This window comes from Paraburkholderia sp. 32 (assembly GCF_050435345.1).
In the GTDB taxonomy this organism is placed as follows: Bacteria; Pseudomonadota; Gammaproteobacteria; order Burkholderiales; family Burkholderiaceae; genus Paraburkholderia; species Paraburkholderia tuberum.
In genome coordinates this window covers 2,348,191-2,365,642 of sequence record NZ_JBNDKD010000001.1, presented here as the reverse complement: position 1 = coordinate 2,365,642, position 17,452 = coordinate 2,348,191, and the positions used below count along the sequence as shown (strand labels likewise).

Annotated in this window: 17 protein-coding genes, 1 tRNA gene and 2 pseudogenes; 8 read left to right on the top strand and 12 right to left on the bottom strand. The window is 61.0% G+C overall.

Translation table 11 applies throughout. The annotated features are described in order from the left end of the window. Nucleotides 1–149: 149 nt before the first annotated feature. The 3 genes and pseudogenes from OKW26_RS11070 to OKW26_RS11060 all read right to left on the bottom strand — a co-directional run bounded on the left by OKW26_RS11070 (nt 150) and on the right by OKW26_RS11060 (nt 2,087). Nucleotides 150–461: a DUF4148 domain-containing protein gene (locus OKW26_RS11070; protein ID WP_184059863.1), complete on the bottom strand. Its 312-nt coding sequence runs from the start codon at nt 459–461 to the stop codon at nt 150–152. A gap of 476 nt (nt 462–937) precedes the next feature. After that, a pseudogene (locus tag OKW26_RS11065) lies at nt 938–1,382 on the bottom strand (3-keto-5-aminohexanoate cleavage protein); the annotation flags it as partial. A gap of 321 nt (nt 1,383–1,703) precedes the next feature. Further along, the gene (locus OKW26_RS11060) at nt 1,704–2,087 is read right to left on the bottom strand and encodes a hypothetical protein (RefSeq protein ID WP_090809669.1); all 384 of its coding nucleotides are present in this window, start codon (nt 2,085–2,087) and stop codon (nt 1,704–1,706) included. A gap of 244 nt (nt 2,088–2,331) precedes the next feature. Between OKW26_RS11060 and OKW26_RS11055 the strand changes: the two genes are divergently transcribed. The 4 genes from OKW26_RS11055 (at nt 2,332) to OKW26_RS11040 (ending at nt 4,184) form a co-directional block, all read left to right on the top strand. After that, a complete protein-coding gene (locus OKW26_RS11055) occupies nt 2,332–2,775 on the top strand; it encodes an Hsp20/alpha crystallin family protein (RefSeq protein ID WP_429354217.1) in 444 nt (147 codons plus the stop codon). 28 nt (nt 2,776–2,803) lie between these two features. Continuing rightward, nucleotides 2,804–3,211: an Hsp20/alpha crystallin family protein gene (locus OKW26_RS11050; RefSeq protein ID WP_184031351.1), complete on the top strand. Its 408-nt coding sequence runs from the start codon at nt 2,804–2,806 to the stop codon at nt 3,209–3,211. A gap of 285 nt (nt 3,212–3,496) precedes the next feature. Continuing rightward, complete coding sequence (locus tag OKW26_RS11045; protein WP_184060297.1) at nt 3,497–4,060, top strand: Hsp20/alpha crystallin family protein; 564 nt, start codon at nt 3,497–3,499, stop codon at nt 4,058–4,060. A 48-nt stretch (nt 4,061–4,108) separates the two neighbouring features. Further along, nucleotides 4,109–4,184 (top strand) — tRNA-Lys (locus OKW26_RS11040). A gap of 287 nt (nt 4,185–4,471) precedes the next feature. On the opposite strand, the pseudogene OKW26_RS11035 reads toward OKW26_RS11040, so the two are convergent. The 6 genes and pseudogenes from OKW26_RS11035 to OKW26_RS11010 form a co-directional block, all read right to left on the bottom strand. Then, nucleotides 4,472–4,585 (bottom strand): annotated as a pseudogene (locus tag OKW26_RS11035) (ubiquinol oxidase subunit II); the annotation flags it as partial. A 219-nt stretch (nt 4,586–4,804) separates the two neighbouring features. After that, nucleotides 4,805–6,154 carry a DUF3734 domain-containing protein gene (locus OKW26_RS11030; protein ID WP_429353625.1) on the bottom strand — a complete coding sequence of 450 codons (1,350 nt, stop codon included), beginning with the start codon at nt 6,152–6,154 and terminating at the stop codon, nt 4,805–4,807. An 11-nt stretch (nt 6,155–6,165) separates the two neighbouring features. Beyond that, nucleotides 6,166–6,948 (bottom strand): 3-hydroxybutyrate dehydrogenase, encoded by a 783-nt coding sequence (locus OKW26_RS11025; RefSeq protein ID WP_184059855.1) that lies wholly within the window; start codon nt 6,946–6,948, stop codon nt 6,166–6,168. Between the two features lie 28 nt (nt 6,949–6,976). Next, the gene (locus OKW26_RS11020) at nt 6,977–7,756 is read right to left on the bottom strand and encodes an acetoacetate decarboxylase (RefSeq protein WP_184059853.1); all 780 of its coding nucleotides are present in this window, start codon (nt 7,754–7,756) and stop codon (nt 6,977–6,979) included. A 422-nt stretch (nt 7,757–8,178) separates the two neighbouring features. Next, nucleotides 8,179–8,328, bottom strand: a complete 150-nt coding sequence (locus OKW26_RS11015) for a DUF3331 domain-containing protein (RefSeq protein WP_090809656.1) — start codon at nt 8,326–8,328, stop codon at nt 8,179–8,181. Nucleotides 8,329–8,411: 83 nt separating this feature from the next. After that, complete coding sequence (locus OKW26_RS11010; protein WP_429353624.1) at nt 8,412–9,704, bottom strand: NAD(P)/FAD-dependent oxidoreductase; 1,293 nt, start codon at nt 9,702–9,704, stop codon at nt 8,412–8,414. Between the two features lie 135 nt (nt 9,705–9,839). On the opposite strand from OKW26_RS11010, the gene OKW26_RS11005 reads away from it, so the two are divergent. After that, a complete protein-coding gene (locus OKW26_RS11005) occupies nt 9,840–10,502 on the top strand; it encodes a TetR/AcrR family transcriptional regulator (RefSeq protein WP_429353623.1) in 663 nt (220 codons plus the stop codon). A 49-nt stretch (nt 10,503–10,551) separates the two neighbouring features. Here OKW26_RS11005 and OKW26_RS11000 read toward each other — a convergent pair whose 3' ends face one another. The 3 genes from OKW26_RS11000 to OKW26_RS10990 form a co-directional block, all read right to left on the bottom strand. Further along, nucleotides 10,552–11,598 (bottom strand): FUSC family protein, encoded by a 1,047-nt coding sequence (locus OKW26_RS11000; RefSeq protein WP_429353622.1) that lies wholly within the window; start codon nt 11,596–11,598, stop codon nt 10,552–10,554. A 310-nt stretch (nt 11,599–11,908) separates the two neighbouring features. Beyond that, complete coding sequence (locus OKW26_RS10995; RefSeq protein WP_429353621.1) at nt 11,909–12,721, bottom strand: IclR family transcriptional regulator; 813 nt, start codon at nt 12,719–12,721, stop codon at nt 11,909–11,911. Nucleotides 12,722–12,839: 118 nt separating this feature from the next. Further along, nucleotides 12,840–13,406, bottom strand: coding sequence for a VOC family protein (locus OKW26_RS10990; RefSeq protein WP_184059845.1), 567 nt, complete (start codon nt 13,404–13,406; stop codon nt 12,840–12,842). Between the two features lie 147 nt (nt 13,407–13,553). Here OKW26_RS10990 and OKW26_RS10985 point away from each other — a divergent pair, with 147 nt between their 5' ends. The 3 genes from OKW26_RS10985 (at nt 13,554) to OKW26_RS10975 (ending at nt 17,431) form a co-directional block, all read left to right on the top strand. Beyond that, on the top strand, nt 13,554–14,405 hold the full coding sequence (locus OKW26_RS10985) for a fumarylacetoacetate hydrolase family protein (protein ID WP_429353620.1): 852 nt from the start codon (nt 13,554–13,556) through the stop codon (nt 14,403–14,405). A 56-nt stretch (nt 14,406–14,461) separates the two neighbouring features. Next, nucleotides 14,462–15,994, top strand: coding sequence for a bifunctional 3-(3-hydroxy-phenyl)propionate/3-hydroxycinnamic acid hydroxylase (locus OKW26_RS10980; RefSeq protein WP_429354216.1), 1,533 nt, complete (start codon nt 14,462–14,464; stop codon nt 15,992–15,994). 90 nt (nt 15,995–16,084) lie between these two features. Beyond that, nucleotides 16,085–17,431: an MFS transporter gene (locus OKW26_RS10975; protein WP_184059841.1), complete on the top strand. Its 1,347-nt coding sequence runs from the start codon at nt 16,085–16,087 to the stop codon at nt 17,429–17,431. The last annotated feature ends 21 nt before the right edge of the window (nt 17,432–17,452 follow it).

Sequence of the window (17,452 nt, the reverse complement as noted above, 5' to 3'; positions counted from 1 at the left end):
ATACTTTCCTACCAGGAAAGCCCCGGGGATTCGAACCGGACGGCGGAAAGCTGACTGGAGCCGACAGTCGAATGGCCATTACCGCACTTGATCGATCGGCCGCTTCTGGCCGCACGGTGACATCCGGGTCAGTCCTCGATCTCTCTATCTCAGCCGGGTTGAAGGTGCTGGCACTCCGTTTGGAACCAATAGTCGACCAGGCGCTGTGCCGCTTGTAGATCATCCGGGTAATACGGATCATCAAACCACGGTGACGGGTCGTAGCCCGCTTTCCTCAAGGCAGCGAGTTCGCTTTGGTGCTGCGCCATCGTAGGGGGCGCGTTTGTCTTGAGCGCGGCCAGGTCGCGGCACTCTGTCGGAGTGAGGTGCGGCCCGGTATACGGCATGCCACCAGCGACACAGCCGGTGAGCAAAATCACCAGAGCGGGAAGTATTGACTGTGTTCCAGGCCGATTTCTCATAGTACGTCTCCTTCCCTGCGCCGCGCCGTGAACCAACTCGTAGTGCGCACCGTTGCCGCTGCGGGTGAAAATGCCCGCCTTCGACGCATGTCACTTCGAAGCCGGAGCCGGCGTCGCCTTCTCACCACCTTGTAGATGCCACGCGTCTGAACCTTCTCGCCCGGTTTGTGCCCTTCGGCCCTATTACGCTCCTTCGGTTGATTCGCCGCGGGAGCAGCAAGCATCGTTCCTCCCGGCCACCGCCAAGCCCACGTCAGGCGTGAACGTCAACTTGTCCCGCGAGGCGCCGTCTGCAAGCCCGCGCCTCTCCACTACAGGCCAACTATCGTCGATCCAGTTGCGCAGGCGCGACGCGGCCCCCTGGCTGGGATCGGTCGCCGTGACGGCGAAACCATGAGCCAGGAAGTGTGCCCCCAACCCGCGCCAATGACATCAGTGCCGACGACGGCGACGTTGACGGCTCGCGTTGTCATCGGTTAGCCCTCCTGGCAGGCAGCGTGGATTGTTTCGCGCAACGGCCGCAGCCCAATGATCTTCCGTGCTTCAGCCGGCGTGGCCGGCTCGTAACCCATCTCGCGGACCAGGCGAACAAGCCGCTCGACCAGGTGAACATTAGTGGCCAACTGACCTTGTCTGTTAGTAGAAGTTGTCTTCGAGTCCGACGCGCACGTCCCCTCCCAGCAACGGCGAGTTCATCGCGGCAGGCAACTGCGCCGCGCCGATAGCGCTGACGTTGAAGACGCCATTGCGGGGCAGATGATCGATCATCATCTGCAACAGCCGGGGCGTGTAGGGCAACGCGCCTTGGAACGCATTGGCGCCGATCACGATATTGATAAAGTGCGGCGCGTCGTCGAGCCCCTCGTTGATGGCGCGCTGAACATCCTGGACGAAGTCGGCGAGGCTGACCGGCCACAAGGGAACCCTCGACGACGTAGGCTACATCGTCGACAATCGCCATAAATTTGACGCATGCGGGCGTCTTATCAGTTGTGTCGCGCCGTTCCGGAAGCCGATTGATCGAATCCAGGCGGCGAACAATCTGCGTTCGAATGCGCTATCAGGGATATGACACGCTCTTCGAGACCCTCCCGCATCCGGCTGCAGGATGCTCCGCAATGAGGGCGGCCGAATCCGGTCGGGTACTCCTCATTGCATTGCAGCAAAGGCGGCGCCGCCGCCCGCACCGGCAGGCGCGCAGTTCGCCGCTTGCCGATCCCCCGCTCCTTGCCTGCCGCGACGTCACTGGATCAGCGGCACCACGCCGAGCTTTTCAGCCAGCATCCTTTCGTAGACACCAAAGTGCAGATCGACCTCTTCCTGGGTGACCACGGTCACGAAAATAGTGATCTGCGCGGGCTGCAGGCCCAGCACCGTCGCGATCGCCGCTTCCAACTGGGGCGCGCATAGCCGGTCATCGGCGAACGTGGTGCCGACCGCAATCTCGTAAGCGGACTCCTGCCGGAACACCACTTCAACCAGCCGCGCCCGGGCGCTCATGTTGCTGTCGATCGCCAGCCGGATGACTTCGACCGCCGTGCGCATCGTCTCAGTCGGGAACCCCTTTGTTGAGCGCAACCGGATACGGTGACGCCCAAGAGTGAGCCAATCGTATTCGAATTCCATGGTGTCCTCGCACGGTGTTGCAGAGTGTCGTGAACGTAGGGGTGTGACAATCCAAATTCAAGAACAAAAAGTCGCCATCGCCCACTTGAAATTTCTGTTTTCAGTCCTATCTTGAATATCGCTCAGGCAGTCGCGCCGGCATTCCGGCGCGCTGCGTGTTTCGATTTGTTTGCCGCAGCATGGCAGACGGACTGGAGCGCGTATGCCGGTTCGTTTCCCTGCTGCATCCAAGGAGGAAACGATCATGAGTGATCTCTACTTCGGAACCGACCTTTTCAGCGAGTTCGACCGTCTGCAACGGCAGATGGCGAGTCTCTTCGGCGGTTTCCCGTCCAGCATCCGCTCGGGGCGCCTGTGCGCATTCCCGCAGGTCAACATCGGTTCGACCGACGACTCTATCGAGATCGTTGCGTTCGCGCCCGGTATCGATCCGGCGCATCTCGACGTATCCATCGACAAAGGGCTGCTGACCATCAGCGGCGAGCGCCAGACCGTACGGCCGGAAGCGGCCGGCGACGACGTGCGTACTTATGCGCAGGAGCGGTTCGTCGGCACCTTCCGGCGCGTCATTGAACTGCCGCAGCATGCGGACCCTGACAAGGTCACGGCGCAGTACACCAATGGGTGCCTGACCGTGAGCATCGGCAAACGGGAGACGTCGAAGCCGCGGGCCATCACTGTTCAATGAAACCGATCGCAGAACTGAGGAGGACATCATGAACGACACGACAGAACTTGCCAGGAAAGACGAAACTGCGGTGGCCCGTCGCGAAGACGAGCAGTCGCAACGCCCGATCACGCTAACGCCGCCCGTAGACATCTTCGAGGACAGCCAGGGCATCACCCTGTGGGCCGATCTGCCCGGCGTTACAAAAGACCGCCTTGATGTGAAGGTACACGATGGCAACCTGTACATCGAGGCCGAGGCGGTGGTGCCCACGCCGGCGGGGCTGCGCCTGCAACATGCGGAGATCCGCCAGCCGCATTTCGCGCGGGCGTTCGCTCTTGGGGCTGACTTCGACGCAACGAAAATCGATGCGAACCTGAAAGACGGCGTGCTGAAACTGACGATACCGCGCCGCGACGAAGCCCGGCCGCGCCGGATCGAGGTGCGGACGGACTGAAGTCGGCAGGTGGGCGGCAACGACAGGGAGAAAACCGGTGGCGGTCGTCTGGCCGCCACCTACTGACTGCGGAGACCTGGATGCGGACGTCATACATGAATGCTGGCGCGGACGCACGCTCAGCATACGGCGCGGTGCCGGTACGTGAGCTCAGGACGCGCCGCCGATCGCGAGGCGGCCGTGGCGGCGTTCCGCAGATGCAGTCGGGAACGTCGAGGGCAGAGTCGCGACTTCAGCGCAATGACAGGAATCCGGTTCTCCGGCCAGACTGTAGAGGAGGATACGATGAATACGGATCCGAAAAAGTGGAATCCCTTCAAGTTCCTACGCGGGGCGGCTCGCAAGTCCGATGCGGACACCTCGGAAAGCCCCCCGGCGAGCGAACAGTGGCGTGACTCGTGGCCTGACATTCCGCGATTGTTCACACGCGAACCGTGGCGTGCTTTGGAAGAGTTCTTCCATGACCCGTTTGCAGGTCGCGGCGCCCTCGAACGATGGTTTGGCGACTTCAGTTCATCGCGCTTCCAGCCGCGCATCGACGTGGTCGACGAAGGAAAGGTGTTGCGCGTGACCGCCGAGCTGCCCGGGATGGAGCGCGAAGACCTGAGTGTGAGCGTCGAGGACGGGGCGATCGTGTTGCGCGGCGAAAAGAAACAGGACGTGCGCAGCGAGGAAGACGGCTGCTACCGGCTCGAGCGCGCCTATGGAAGCTTCATGCGCACAATCCCGATGCCGGAAAACGCCGACCCCGATCACGCATTGGCAAAATTTGATAACGGTGTGCTCACGTTGACCGTGCCGAAATCGGAGCCGGCGCGATCCACTAGCCGCACGATCGGTATCGGCTAGGCCAAACAGGCAAGAAGTGCGCTGGTCGCGGTGAACATCGGGCGAGACGGGCCGTTAGCTCAGCTGGTAGAGCAGCGGACTTTTAATCCGTTGGTCACTGGTTCGAATCCAGTACGGCCTACCAAAAGATTCAAGGGCTTAGCGTTCGCGCTAGGCCCTTTTTCTTTTCCGACTGTCAACGAAGTGTCAACGGCATTGTTGTGGCGGCCCGCGATTTGGCTTAATTCGCCGAGTATGATTGAACCTCTTGCGATCTCAAGGGGGCTCGGGGCGTCTCCCAAAGATGGCTTCGGCCCGGAGGCGATTCATCGTTGGACTTTTTCCATGAAGTGACCTCCCTGTCGGTTAGGATCGTTTCAAGCGTCGCCGCGTTGTATGTGATGTCGGTTTTTCGATGAACCTCTTCGAAGGCATCAGACCCAACGCAAGCAGGATCAGACGCTTCTCCTGTGCACCGATGTCGCCCTTGGGATTGAATGAAGTCATGCTGCATCCGCCGAGCAGGCCGAATGCGCCGAGCGGCATAACGCGGCCTGCGGCAACGCAAAACCGTTTGACGGTATCAGATTGACCGTGCGCACTTGACCCGATACAGCGATTTCTTCTACATAAACCTGGGATTCTGCATGTCATGTACCTTGGTTGCCGGTAACACCACAGGCGGACGAACTCACCTGCGGCAGCGCCCCTTTGGCTGGCGTGGAAAGGGACCGGCCAAACTGAACCCGGCCGGCCCCACGATGGCTAGCGGCCTGTCGCATCCTGCACAGCTTCCTTCGTGGTTTCCCCAGGTGGGGCGGACTTCGGCGCTGCCACTTCGAGATGTGGTTGCGCGACGCCCGCTTTATGGCGCCTGCGCGAGTAATGCGCTGGCTTGCTAGCACCCTCCAGTCGCGTCGCGTGAGGCGCGCCCCCGGGACGATGCACGTCGTGCGTCACGAATCCCGAATCGTGATCCGGTATCGCAAACCAGTCCGGATGCTCAAACGATGCGCGAATGTCGTCCAGGCCCGTCTGCCAGTGCTCGCTCATCGTGTCGATGCTGAATTCGTAATCCTTATAGTGCCCCTCATACGCCTTGTTCTTGTATATGAGGTGCACAACATTGACCGTACTGCCATCGGCAACTTCCCGTGCCTCCCGGATGAGCGGATGCTGCTTCTCCAGGCCCGGCGGCACATGCTTCAGTAGCTCCTTGATGAGCTGTGCATGACGCTGGGTCGACCCGAGCATCGCGGTGATAGCGCGGGTCCGGCTGGAATACTGGATGTCCTTGGCGCGCTCGGACACATCCAGCATGTCGCCCGGGAGGCCACCGCTCGCACTCCAGAGGTCAACCTGGAAGACCAGGGTGTCCTTGTGCTGCGGGTCGCTTACAACCTCGGTCAATGGCGTGTTCGACACCAGACCGCCGTCCCAGTAATATTCGCCATCAATCTCGACGGCAGGAAAGCCCGGAGGGAGCGCACCCGAGGCCATGAAGTGCTCTGGCGAAAGGCGCATCTGGGTGTTGTCGAAGTAGACCAGGTTACCCGTGCGCACGTTGACCGCGCCGACGGAGACGCGAATATCGCCGTCGTTGATTCTGTCGAAATCGGCGAATTGCAGAAGGGTCGCCCGAAGCGCGGTGGTATCGTAAAAGCTCACTTCTTCTGGCGAGCGCTTGCCCATCCCTGGGATGGGCACCGGAAGGCGCGGCGAGAAAAAGCCTCGCTGCCCTTCGGTGAGTGCGCGGCCTGCCGCCCAGCAGCTCGACCACTTGCGCGACAGGTCGTGCATGCCCGCGGCGCGGGGTAGCCACGCGCCAAGGTTCCCAAGCATGTCCGCCGGCTGGCAGATGGTGTTCCAGAATCCATGCAATGCCTCGGTACGCTTGCCCGGAGCGTTGCCCGCGATGATGGCTGTGTTAAGCGCGCCGATGGAGATGCCGGAAATCCAGTCCGGATGAATGCCAGCTTCCTCGAGGCCTTCGTAGACGCCGGCCTGATAGGAGCCCAGCGCGCCGCCACCCTGTAGCACGAGAGCGACCTCGTCATAGGCCGGAAGCTTGAAAGTCTTGCGAGGTGTGCCTGATGTTTCTTGATCTTGACGCACTGGGCGGCTCCTTAGTGCATCGACCAGCCGTGGCTGACGATAATGGACTGGCCCGTCAATGCGGACGATTCGAAGCCGGCGAGGAATGCCACGGTGTTGGCGACGTCTTCCACCGTCGTGAATTCGCCGTCGACCGTTTCCTTCAACATCACGTTCTTGACGACGTCTGCTTCCGAAATGCCCAACGCTATCGCCTGCTCCGGAATCTGCCTGTCGACAAGCGGCGTGCGCACGAACCCCGGACACACGACATTGGCCCGTACACCGCGCGAACCACCTTCCTTGGCTACCACGCGTGCGAGACCGAGCAGTCCATGTTTGGCCGTCACGTAGGCAGCCTTCAGCTTCGACGCTTCGTGCGAGTGGACCGAGCCCATATAGATAATCGACCCACCGTTGCCCGCAGCGTACATGTGCCTGACAGCAGCTTTGGTCGTGAGGAACGCGCCGTCCAGATGGATTGCGAGCATTTTTTTCCAGTCGGAGAAAGCATAATCTTCAATCGGGTTGACAATCTGGATGCCCGCGTTCGAGACCAGCACATCAATGCTGCCAAGCCTGTCTACAGCCTGCTGGATGCCGGCGTTGACCGCTTCTTCGCTCGTCACGTCCATTGATACAGGCAGCGCTTTGCCACCCTCCTTGCGGATGCTCTCGGCCACGCTCTCAGCAGCCTTGAGGTTCAGGTCCGCGATTACCACCGACGCGCCGAGCGCCGCGAGCTTGCGTGCGCACTGTTCACCGATACCACTTGCAGCGCCCGTCACGAGCGCGACCTTATCTGTTACGGACATGCCTTTTCCTTAATATGTCAGAGGGTGCTTACTGATTCGCGGCAAGCTTGAGTGCCGGCGCCTCGGCGAGGTAATCGAAAGCCACCTCCCCGATGTCGAGCGTGAGATTGGCGATGACGTGCCGCGCGCCGACGATTTTGCGCACCGGCAAATCCGCCACCGGAGCCAAGGCATGGGGGTGCAGCTCAAGCGCGGCCGGACCGCCCCACGCGCCGAGCACCGTGACATCCCGCAGGAAGTAGCGCACGAGCTCGCAGATGCGGGCTGAACCGTCGACGTGCGGAATGACTTTCAGTAGATAGTTCGGCGTGTCCGCCAGCTTCTTGCGCTCGACCTCGAGGTCAAGTGGCTCGTACTTGTAGCCCATCGTGCCCGTGGCAATGCGCTGGGTGCCATAGTCGAGCGTTCCAAGCAGCGTGTCGTTGCCGTCAACACGCAATTTCGGACTCGCCAGCTTCTTGGGGAAACCCCAAATCTCACGACCGCCTGCAATCGGGCCTTCGTCGTCGAGGTACATCGCGTGTGTGTAGCTGCCTGGCGCGCCGGCATCATCTCTTACCGAGATAACCTGGCCGCTTTCCGTGTAATCGCCGAATCCCGACGAGTCTGGCATGCGAATGAATTCGTAATGCACGAGGGGGCTTGCGACTGTCAGTGGTTCCGGCACCACGGCGCGCAAAGCGTCCATGTCGGTCTCGTACGAAATGATGAAGTACTCGCGATCAAGGAAGCGAAACGGCGGGCGGGGGTAGGAAGGATTGTGGACGGGCATCGCAAAAGCATCTTTGCGGATTTTTTCGATTTTCAACTATCTCTCCAGTAGTGACGTCAAATGACGTCGCGTCTTTAAAGCCCACGCATGCGCACCAGAGGTGCTGTGCTGCACACCGCGCCTCTGCCTTATCACAGCGTGTCGGATTCGAGTGGCCCTGTGCTTTGCATCGTTGTACAGAGCACGGGCAATAGTAGCGCCTTGGTCCATGCATCGGTGTCCTTGCTGGCCGTAAAACACTGTCCCCCTCGCCGCAACAATTGGTTCGATCCTTGTGCGCGCCCGCTTCTCATCGGCGAAACGCCGCGTGTAGCGATGTCGCTTCGTGATAGGCAATGTCGCACATATAGGCGTACGTATTAATTGCCACATGGCTCGTTGTTTCGTCCCCGATGCCTCGCTTGCTTCAGGCATGTCGATTCGAAACCGCGTCCCCGAGAATATAAACGCGTGCAAGGTCACAGTTGGACATTAACGGAAGCCGCGACCATCATTGCGCCTGCGTTTCGCGGCGGCGGATCGCCTGCTCTGGGAGAGTACACGGCGTCGCCCGCCTCAATCGGATGACCGCTCAACACGCACGTCCCTGGCCCCTTCGCGATGAACACCCGTCAGGGCTGGTAATCACAGCGACCGCTGCACGAATCGCACCAGGAAACCGACCGGGTCTGCAAAGGGTTCGGCGCCGCTTTCAGGTCAGGCGGATCTTCGGTTGGACGAGACCATTGATCTGTTCCGCTGTCCACAGCAGCGTCGCCTTTCGAAAGCCATGGAGAGCCTGCTGATGGCGCCGGTAGAGCATGGCGTGACTCAGTTGAGCGAAACGTCCGCGCACGAAACCGCCACGAAAGAGTCCGAAGCGCCCAAGCGTGCCGAACGCGTTGTAGTCGCTCAGCGAGACGAGCGAACCGAAATCGCGGAAACGGAAATCGGCAAGTGGCTTGCCTGCAAGCCACCCCGGAAGGTGACGCGCGAGATGCTCGGCCTGCTGCGTGGCGACCTGCGCGGTCGGTGCAAGTTGCCGTTCGTGACCGGCAAGTGTCAGGCTTGCGCAATCGCCAAGCGCGAACACGTGATCGTCACGCGAAGACTGCAGACTCGCTCCGACGACGATCTGGTTGGACCGGTTCGTTTCGAGTCCGTCGAGATTGTTCATGAAATCCGGCGCCTTGACGCCGGCTGCCCAGACCATCAGATCGGCCTCGGCAAGCGTGCCGTCGCCGTGGCGAAAACCACTCGCCTCTGCCGCGGTAACACGCGCCGAAGTCAGCACGCGAAAACCGATATGCTCGAGCTGCGACTGGCTCGATGCCGATATCTCCGGCGCAAACGCCCCGAGCACGCGCGGGCCGCTTTCGAGCAGCGTCAGACTCAGCCGCTCTCGCACAGTCGGGTCTCCGTAACTCGACGCAACGTCAAGCAAGCGGCTCAGTTCAGCGGACAGCTCAACACCCGTTGCACCCGCGCCGACGATCGCCACACGCAGTGGTTCGTCCTTCACGACGCTTCGAAATACGCGCGCTCGCAACGCGGCGTTGAACGCTTCGGCCTGTTTTTGACTGTCGATGAAATGGCAGTGCTCTTTCACGCCCGGCACGCCGAAATCGTTCGCCCGGCTACCCAGCGACAGCACGAGCACGTCGTACCCGACCGTTCGCGGACCGAGCACTACTTCACCTTCCGGCGTCCTGAGCTCGTCGAGCTGGACCAGCCGCCGGCTTCGATCGAGCCCGTTCATTGCGCCGGGCTGATAGGTGAAGCCGTGATCGCGGGCATGGGCGAGGTAGATCACCTGCTGCTGCTGAACATCGCGCGTGCCGGCTGCAATAGTGTGCAGCATCGGCTTCCATATGTGCGTCGGGCTGCTGTCGATCAGCGTGACGCTGGCCCGGCCGCTGCGCCCTAACAGGTCGCCGAGTCGGGTAGCCAGCAAAATTCCCGCAATCCCGCCGCCGACGATGACAATCCGTATTGGTTGTGACATAATAAATTCAACGCGTGATGAATAAGTCACATCGTAGCCTAAAGCACGAGCTCCGTCAAACCGCGGCCCTCCTCAGCGTCTCACGCGCCGTCAGTTAAACTTCGGCTGAATTGACGATCCACAACTCACACCCAAATGAACGACGTAATGTCAGGACCTGCCAAGCTGATCGAGAAAAAGCGTACCCGCGGACGACCCGCGTACAGCGCTTCCGTCGGTGCCGACGTCCTCCTGCGACATGCCCGGCGCACCTTCGCAAAGCGTGGATTCGACGCTACCAGCGTGCGGGAAATCGCGCGCGACGCGGGTGTCGACCCGGCGCTGATCGCGCATCATTTCGGGTCGAAAGAAGCGCTATGGGTTGCGGTGGTAGAGCAGATCGCGGATCAGGCTGCGCCAATGATCGACGCCACAGCCAGGTTGCGCTCAGCCACGCTAGGTGCGCGTGAGCGTGTCGAACACGCAGTGGTTCTTTTCATCGATCAGGTTTTCGACGAACCCGACCTTGGTATGTTTTTTTCGACTGCCGCGACCGAAGAAGGCGAGCGCTTCAACATACTCATCGGGCGTCTGGTGCGCCCCTATCACGACGTGTTCGTGCCTTTGCTCGAAGATGCATCGAGGGCGAAGGAATTGAAACCGCACCACCCCGAAGTCATGTTTTCCATGCTGATGAACGCCATCAGCAATACCGTGGCTTACCACCATATGCTTCGGGTTTTCTCGTCACTTCCTGAAGATCAGACCAGGTTCAAGCGCGCGGTGCGGGACACGGCGCTGAACATGATCGGAAAGTAATCAGCAAGACCCAATGCCCTTCGCGACAAGCCCGGAATCCTCCACCTGCTTATAGTGCGCGTCGTCCCCTGACGCATTCGCTGCCCAAGAGAACTACCATGGCGATGACCGCCCCAAGGAACGTGTCCACGATCCGCTCGCCGACGAGCGCGAGGGGAGCGCTCGTCCCGCCCACCGCTGAGATGGTCAACGCGGTTGGGGTAATGAAGGTCAGGGCCAGCGCGTAGTGCCGCGCGGCCACGACTTCGATCGCGAACTGGAGCAGCGCGAGGACCCCGACGAGCCAGAGGCCTTTCGGGTCGACGAGCTGGATCAAGCCGAAGACAGCCGCGCCCAAGACCGTGCCCACAACGCGGTGCACGGCCCGAATGGCACTTGAGCGCGAGACGTGGCTGCCCTGCAGCACCGCACCCGCGACCATAACCGTCCAGTAGGCACGGTGCTCCCCAAAAGACAGGCTCAGCAAGCCGGCGCTGGCAACCGCAACGATCACCCTCGCGGCGATCGTGGCCTTTTCCCCGTCGAGCGAGCTGGGAGGAAACCGCATGCGCAAGCTGGACGCTTCGCCCTTGCGCTGGTGCACAAGCGGCAGCGCGAGGGGTGCGATCACGAGCAAGTACGCACTGAGCGCGCCGACCGCGACCAGAGAGGGGATCATAAAGACGCCAAGGGGCGAACCGCTGAAACGCGCGGAAGCGGCCAGATGACCGCTGACTCCGGCGACCAGCACGAACTGCATCGGCCCGGGCGGACCCATTCCGACACCGAGCAGAATGATGCTGGCGAGCGCAGCCACGGCGACGAGGCAGGCGATGGTCAGCCACGCATTCGTCGCGCACAGTACGCCCAGCGTGGAGGCGGCCACGAACCCCGCCGCGACGAACGGCAAGGCCTGGAGCCGGTCGCCCAGGCGCAGCGTCGAGCCGTAGAGAGCCGTGAAGGCGCCGAGAGAAGTGATGAGCCCGAGTGACTGGTGGCCGGCCAGCATGAACGCGCTCAGAGGCACGCCCATGGCGACGCCCCCTCCGACGCCGGCCGACCACCGCCACGGGCCGTCGTTGAAGCCAAGCAGGCTTTTCAGTACGCGGGGCGGCAAGAAAGGTCTTCTCATTTGGGATTGTTTTGTGAAGCGGCCAGGCGATTGGGTAAAGAAATTTGAATCGAAGGCGGAGATCGCGTTTTCGCTCCGACGGCGCTCCGGATTGCACGTCTTGTCTGTCGACACTTCAGAGCCCGCAGGGTCGCAAGTGACCAACCGCCTTTTTGCGGCTTCAAGACGGCCCTCTCCTGACGACGTCGGTCTACGCGTTCGTGCTACCAGTTCGTTCGTCGCAAGTGCAGCTTCCCCCGAACCCACCGAGGTTCAAGTGCGCGAGCGCGATCGAATGACGTTCACGTGACGGCCATCATGCGGACCGCTTGCCTCGCGCAACGGTGTGCGACGACGTGATGGCTCCGGTCCTCCGACTTTCAACCAACGCACGCGTACGCTGCGAGATTCGCGCCGCTGCCTCCCGGATCGATTCGACAAGACGGTCCAGATTGGCAAATTCGAGTCGCTGGGTCGGCACGATCACCGCAAGCGAACCGACTGCTTCACTGGAGTCGTCCGTAAATAGCGGCGACGCCAGTGCAGAAACGCTGCTTTCCAGTTCGCCCCTCGACAGATAAAAACCGGCACGCCGGATTTTGAGCAGCGACGCGCGAAACTCGTCGAGTGTCGCCCCAAGGCCGCTTTGCGCGATCTCGTCAGCATACTGATCGAACAGGACCGCGAGCTTGGCCTTCGGAAAGGTGGACAGGATCGCTTTTGGAGCGGCGCCGAGAAACAGGGGGCGAGGACGGCCCCGGCCGTACCGGAGGTCAAGCGCCGCGCCGTGAGTCTCACGATGCGTGTCCACGAGTTCGTTACCGTACCAGCGCGACATCACCACATCGAAGCCGGAGTGTTCACTCAACTCACGCATGATCGGCTGCCCGACCGCAAGCAGCGGATCCGACATGCGCAGGTGGTAATCAAGCTTGATGATGCGAGGGCCGAGACCATAGTCTCCTCCTGCATACCGGATGAGCAAGCCAGCATCCAGGAGCTCGCGTACATAGCGATAAGCCGTTGGGGTTGAGCAATCGAGTTCGGCGGCAACGTCTTCGACGGACAGGAACGGCTTCGCCTCCGAAAACAGCTCGAGTATGGATAAAAGTCTCGTAATGCTCGACATCTATTGCGCTGCGCCTCCTCGTGTGTGAACGGAATTATATGCACTGGCAAGATCGCCATTGACGCCTTCAACGACCACCGCGCGGAAACAGTCGCACGCGAGCCACGCAGCGCCACGCTTATGCAAGCCCCATGCGCTCGGCCATTTCGGTTTGCCAGACACTTCGCGGCCTGAATCCCGATAGCGTTCTTGCGTGGCGTTCGACAGCCGCCATCAGTTCAGCATCGGGCAAGCCGAAGTCCACCGGCACCCGCATCGGCTGGTCGACGTACCACGGCGTGTCGATGTAGAGCTCGAGGCGATTGCCCTCGGGATCGCGGGCATAGATCGAAACCGAATTGCCGTGGGTGACGGGGTTGATTTCCTGCAGGCCTTCCGCAATGAACTGCCGATGAAACCGCCTCAACGTGGCAAGGCTGTCAGCTGTGAACGAAATCTGGTTGATCGGATTGAACGCCAAGTGCTCGGGGCGGCCGCTCGCGAGCACGATCTGGTGATGCACCGCGGGATCGCGGCTCAAGAATACCAACTGCACAGCGCCGTGCGGCGTCTGCAGCGAACCCCGATCCGTCACGGTGAATTCCATCACCCGCGTATAAAAGTCCTCCACGCGCGCCATGTCGCTCACATAGAAGCCCATGTGACTGAGGGACAGCCCTGCCCTCGCTTTCTTCATACCGTTCATGCCTGTCTCCAAGTAGTGATAAACCCTAGCAAAAAACACGTTGTGACATTTGCTAAAGTTAGTCTATTCTCACCATAAGATAAATGCACGGGTTTTTTACGAATCCAGGCGTTGATCCAATCTACTTTTTATCTATCCGGAGCATCAATGAAACTCGCCAGCTTCTCCACCCACCTTGGCTCATCGTTCGGCATCGTTCGCGATGAAACCGTGTTCGACCTTGGCAAGCGTCTCGGCGGCCGCTATGCCGATCTGAAGGCACTGATTGCCGCCGACGCATTCCGCGAGGCCGCACAGGCCGCCGATGGCACGCAGGGCGACTACCCGCTGTCGGAAGTCACGCTGCTGCCTGTGATCCCGAACCCCGAACAAATCTTTTGCGTGGGACTCAACTACGCAGACCACGTCAAGGAAACCAACCGCGAAACCACCGAGCATCCGGTCATCTTCATGCGGGTGCCGGCTTCCCAGGTTGGCCATGGCCAGCCGATGCTGCGTCCGCCTGAGTCGCAGAAGTTCGACTATGAGGGTGAGATTGCCGTCATCATCGGGCGCGGTGGACGACGCATCGACGAGGCCGACGCGTGGAATCACATCGCTGGCTACGCCTGCTACAACGACGGTTCCGTGCGCGACTGGCAGCTTCATACGGGCCAGTGGGGCCCGGGCAAAAATTTCTATCGCACCGGCGCGTTCGGACCGTGGATGGTGACGAGCGACGAGATCGAACCCAATGCGGTGATGACGCTCGTCACCCGCCTGAATGGACAGGAAGTGCAACGCGCGACGACGCAGATGCTGATTCACGGCATTGCCAAACAGATTGCCTACCTGTCGACGTTCACCCCGCTCTCTCCGGGAGACGTGATCGTGACCGGCACGCCTGGCGGCGTCGGCGCGAAGCGCAATCCGCCGCTGTTCATGAAGGCCGGCGACGTGGCGGAAGTGGAGGTTGATCGGATCGGCGTTCTGTCCAATCCAATCGCCGACGAAGCGTAAAAGTCGTAGCCGGGCGCGTTCGTGTGCGCTCGGCGTCTTATCTGGCGGAACAAGACATGTTAGAGAAAACTATTTCGACGCACGCGTGCGACTACGACGCGGCCGTTATCGGTCTCGGGCCCACCGGGGCGACGCTCGCGAACCTGCTGGCAATCGAAGGCTTGCGGGTCCTGGTGCTGGAGCGAGACAAGGAGATTTTCGCGCTTCCTCGCGCGGTGCATTTCGACGGTGAATGCATGCGCGTGTTCCAAACCCTCGGTTTAACCGACAAGCTGCTACCCAAGCTGTTCGTGGGTCCCGGCATGAAATTCGTGAACGGGGAAGGCAAGTTGCTGATCGACTGGCAACGGCCAACCTGTATCGGACCACAGGGGTGGTGCGCGAGTTACAAGTTCCATCAGCCCGATCTCGAGAATGCGTTACGCGAGCGTCTTGCGCAGCAATCGAGCGTTGACGTCCGGTTGCGCCACGAAGTGTTCGCGCTTGACGAGGCGAGCGATGGCGTCCAGTTGCGCTTCGAGGATACGTGCTGCGGCAAACTTGGACGTACCACCGCGCGATATGTAGTCGGCTGCGACGGTGCGCGCTCGATTGCGCGACGCTTCATGGGCACCGAATTGAGCGATCTGAAATCGCATGAACGCTGGGTTGTGGTCGACGTATTGCTCGATGCACCGCGGCCCGATCTTGGCGACTACTCGGTCCAATACTGCGACCCGGCGCGCCCGACCACTTACACGCGTGGTCCCGGAAATCGGCGCCGCTGGGAAATCATGGTGATGCCCGGTGATGATGTGACGCAACTCACGTCCCCCGAATGGCTGTGGGACAAACTCGCTCGCTGGATTTCTCCGGCCGATGCGCGCCTCGAACGTTCTGCCATATATACATTTCACTCGGTCGTGGCGAACGGTTGGCGCCGTGGCCGACTCCTGCTTGCAGGCGATGCCGCACATCAGACGCCACCCTTTATGGGCCAGGGGATGGGAGCCGGCATTCGCGACGCGTCGAATCTCGCGTGGAAGCTTGCTGCCGTCATTCATGGCGAAGCGCCCGATACCCTCCTCGACAGCTACGAATCCGAACGCTCGCCGCACGTGCGCTTATTTATCGAAACGGCGGTACAGCTCGGCTCAGTCATTCAAACGACGAGGTCAGACCTGGCCGAAGTCCGTGATGAAGAAATGAGCGCAGCGATTCGCAATTTTGTGACCCCACAACCCAGGCTTGGCCCGGGCGCATGGATCGATGAACCATCGGGCGTGGCCGGGCATATTGCACCGCAACCCCGCCTGCTGGACGGACAACTCGTGGACGACGTGGTCGGCTATCGGTTTGCGCTGCTTGCGCGACCCGAATTGCTCCGTGAATGCCCCGACGTCGCCAAGAGCGCTGCGCAAGCGGGCGTCGGGATTGTGGCCAGCGATGGAGCGGCTGTTCGCGAGTGGTTGGAGTCGATCAACGCTCCAGCGGTGCTTGTACGCCCCGACCGGTATGTGTACGGCGTCGCGCAGGACGGTGAATCCTTGCAAAACCTTCTGCACCACGCCGTACCCGGCTTGCAAACCGAAGGTGCTGTGGCCATGTGAGCCCGCAACCCCCGTTGTCACGCGAGATGTCTCGCGGTCGACGCACGTAGACCATCGGACAAAGAATCCGATAATCAAATTGGAGGAGTCATGGGAATATCCCACAACCCGGTCGGCGGCGCCGACCGTTCACAGCCATCCGGCTTGTCCCCGTCGCAGTGGAAGATGATTCTCATCGCAAGCCTTGGCGGCTCGCTGGAGTTTTACGATTTCATCGTCTACGGCTTTTTTGCCCATAACATCGCGGCCCAGTTTTTCCCGAACTCGTCGTCGCTGGTCAGCATGCTGGCTACTTTCTCCGTGCTCGCAATCGGGTACGTGATCCGACCGCTCGGCGGAATTGTGCTCAGTAGCTGGGGCGACCGGTATGGCCGGCGTCCAGTGTTTCTCGGCTCAATCATTGTGGTCACGACCGCGACGATCTGTCTTGGTCTGCTGCCCAACTTTCAGAGCTGGGGCATGACCGCATCGATCCTGTTGATCCTGCTGCGCATGCTTCAGGGTTTTTGCGTCGGCGGAGAAATGCCCGGCGCGATTACCTATGCAGTGGAAGCCGCGCCGCATCGGGCGGGGCTCGCCGCGGGCATTATTATCTGCGCGGTGAACCTGGGTGTTTTGCTGGCCACATTCGTCAACCTCGGCATCCAGACCTACCTGTCCGCCACGGACGCGGCGGCGTATGGCTGGAGGATCGCGTTTCTTTTCGGCGGCGTTTGCGGGATCGCTTCCTACCTGATGCGCCGTAATCTGGACGAGTCGCCCGAGTTCAAGAAGATGCAAGGAGCTGTCGTCAAACAGCCGTTTCGCGAGACCTTGCGACGTCATGGCAAAGCGGTCGTGACGGGGGCACTGGCGATCGCCGTGATGGCCGGCGTCAACGGCATACTTTATGGCCACATGCCCGCCTACCTCGTCCAGCAGTTGCACTATGCACCACGGACCGCGGCAATTGCCCAGAACGCTTATCTGATCGTCAGTTCCCTCGGCCTCCTCGCCGCAGGCTGGCTCGGGGACAAGATTCCACGCCGGTACCTGCTTCGAGCGTCAGCGGCGCTGCTGATCGCATTGAGCTACCCGTTCTATGAAGCGCTGGCGAGTCATACCGTCAATCCGGTGGTGCTGTTTGTGCTTGCCGGCCTGGTTTTTTCACTGGCAAGCGGGACATGGGCGTCGGTGCTCGCCGACCAATTCCCTGTCCAGGTCAGATTCAGCGGAATCGCGCTGGCTTACAACCTGGCCGTTGTCGTATTCAGCGGCTTTGCGCCCTTGCTGGCGACCATGCTGATTCGCATGACCGGCTCCTTGGCAGCGCCAGCCTGGTATGTCATCGCCGCATGCACGGTCGCGCTGCTTGCGAGCTATGGGTTGCCGACGGGAAAGTCTCGGGCCGGGTCGCCTTCGAAGACAGATGGACTGAGCGGCGAACTGTTGCGTTGAGCCGAATCGAGCCACGACGCG

Excerpts from the sequence above, each read along its gene's own strand:
- OKW26_RS11070 (WP_184059863.1), bottom strand. The coding sequence starts at position 461 with ATGAGAAATCGGCCTGGAACACAGTCAATACTTCCCGCTCTGGTGATT.
- OKW26_RS11060 (WP_090809669.1), bottom strand. The coding sequence starts at position 2,087 with ATGGAATTCGAATACGATTGGCTCACTCTTGGGCGTCACCGTATCCGG.
- OKW26_RS11055 (WP_429354217.1), top strand. The coding sequence starts at position 2,332 with ATGAGTGATCTCTACTTCGGAACCGACCTTTTCAGCGAGTTCGACCGT.
- OKW26_RS11050 (WP_184031351.1), top strand. The coding sequence starts at position 2,804 with ATGAACGACACGACAGAACTTGCCAGGAAAGACGAAACTGCGGTGGCC.
- OKW26_RS11045 (WP_184060297.1), top strand. The coding sequence starts at position 3,497 with ATGAATACGGATCCGAAAAAGTGGAATCCCTTCAAGTTCCTACGCGGG.
- OKW26_RS11025 (WP_184059855.1), bottom strand. The coding sequence starts at position 6,948 with ATGTCCGTAACAGATAAGGTCGCGCTCGTGACGGGCGCTGCAAGTGGT.
- OKW26_RS11010 (WP_429353624.1), bottom strand. The coding sequence starts at position 9,704 with ATGTCACAACCAATACGGATTGTCATCGTCGGCGGCGGGATTGCGGGA.
- OKW26_RS11005 (WP_429353623.1), top strand. The coding sequence starts at position 9,840 with ATGAACGACGTAATGTCAGGACCTGCCAAGCTGATCGAGAAAAAGCGT.
- OKW26_RS10995 (WP_429353621.1), bottom strand. The coding sequence starts at position 12,721 with ATGTCGAGCATTACGAGACTTTTATCCATACTCGAGCTGTTTTCGGAG.
- OKW26_RS10990 (WP_184059845.1), bottom strand. The coding sequence starts at position 13,406 with ATGAACGGTATGAAGAAAGCGAGGGCAGGGCTGTCCCTCAGTCACATG.
- OKW26_RS10985 (WP_429353620.1), top strand. The coding sequence starts at position 13,554 with ATGAAACTCGCCAGCTTCTCCACCCACCTTGGCTCATCGTTCGGCATC.
- OKW26_RS10980 (WP_429354216.1), top strand. The coding sequence starts at position 14,462 with ATGTTAGAGAAAACTATTTCGACGCACGCGTGCGACTACGACGCGGCC.
- OKW26_RS10975 (WP_184059841.1), top strand. The coding sequence starts at position 16,085 with ATGGGAATATCCCACAACCCGGTCGGCGGCGCCGACCGTTCACAGCCA.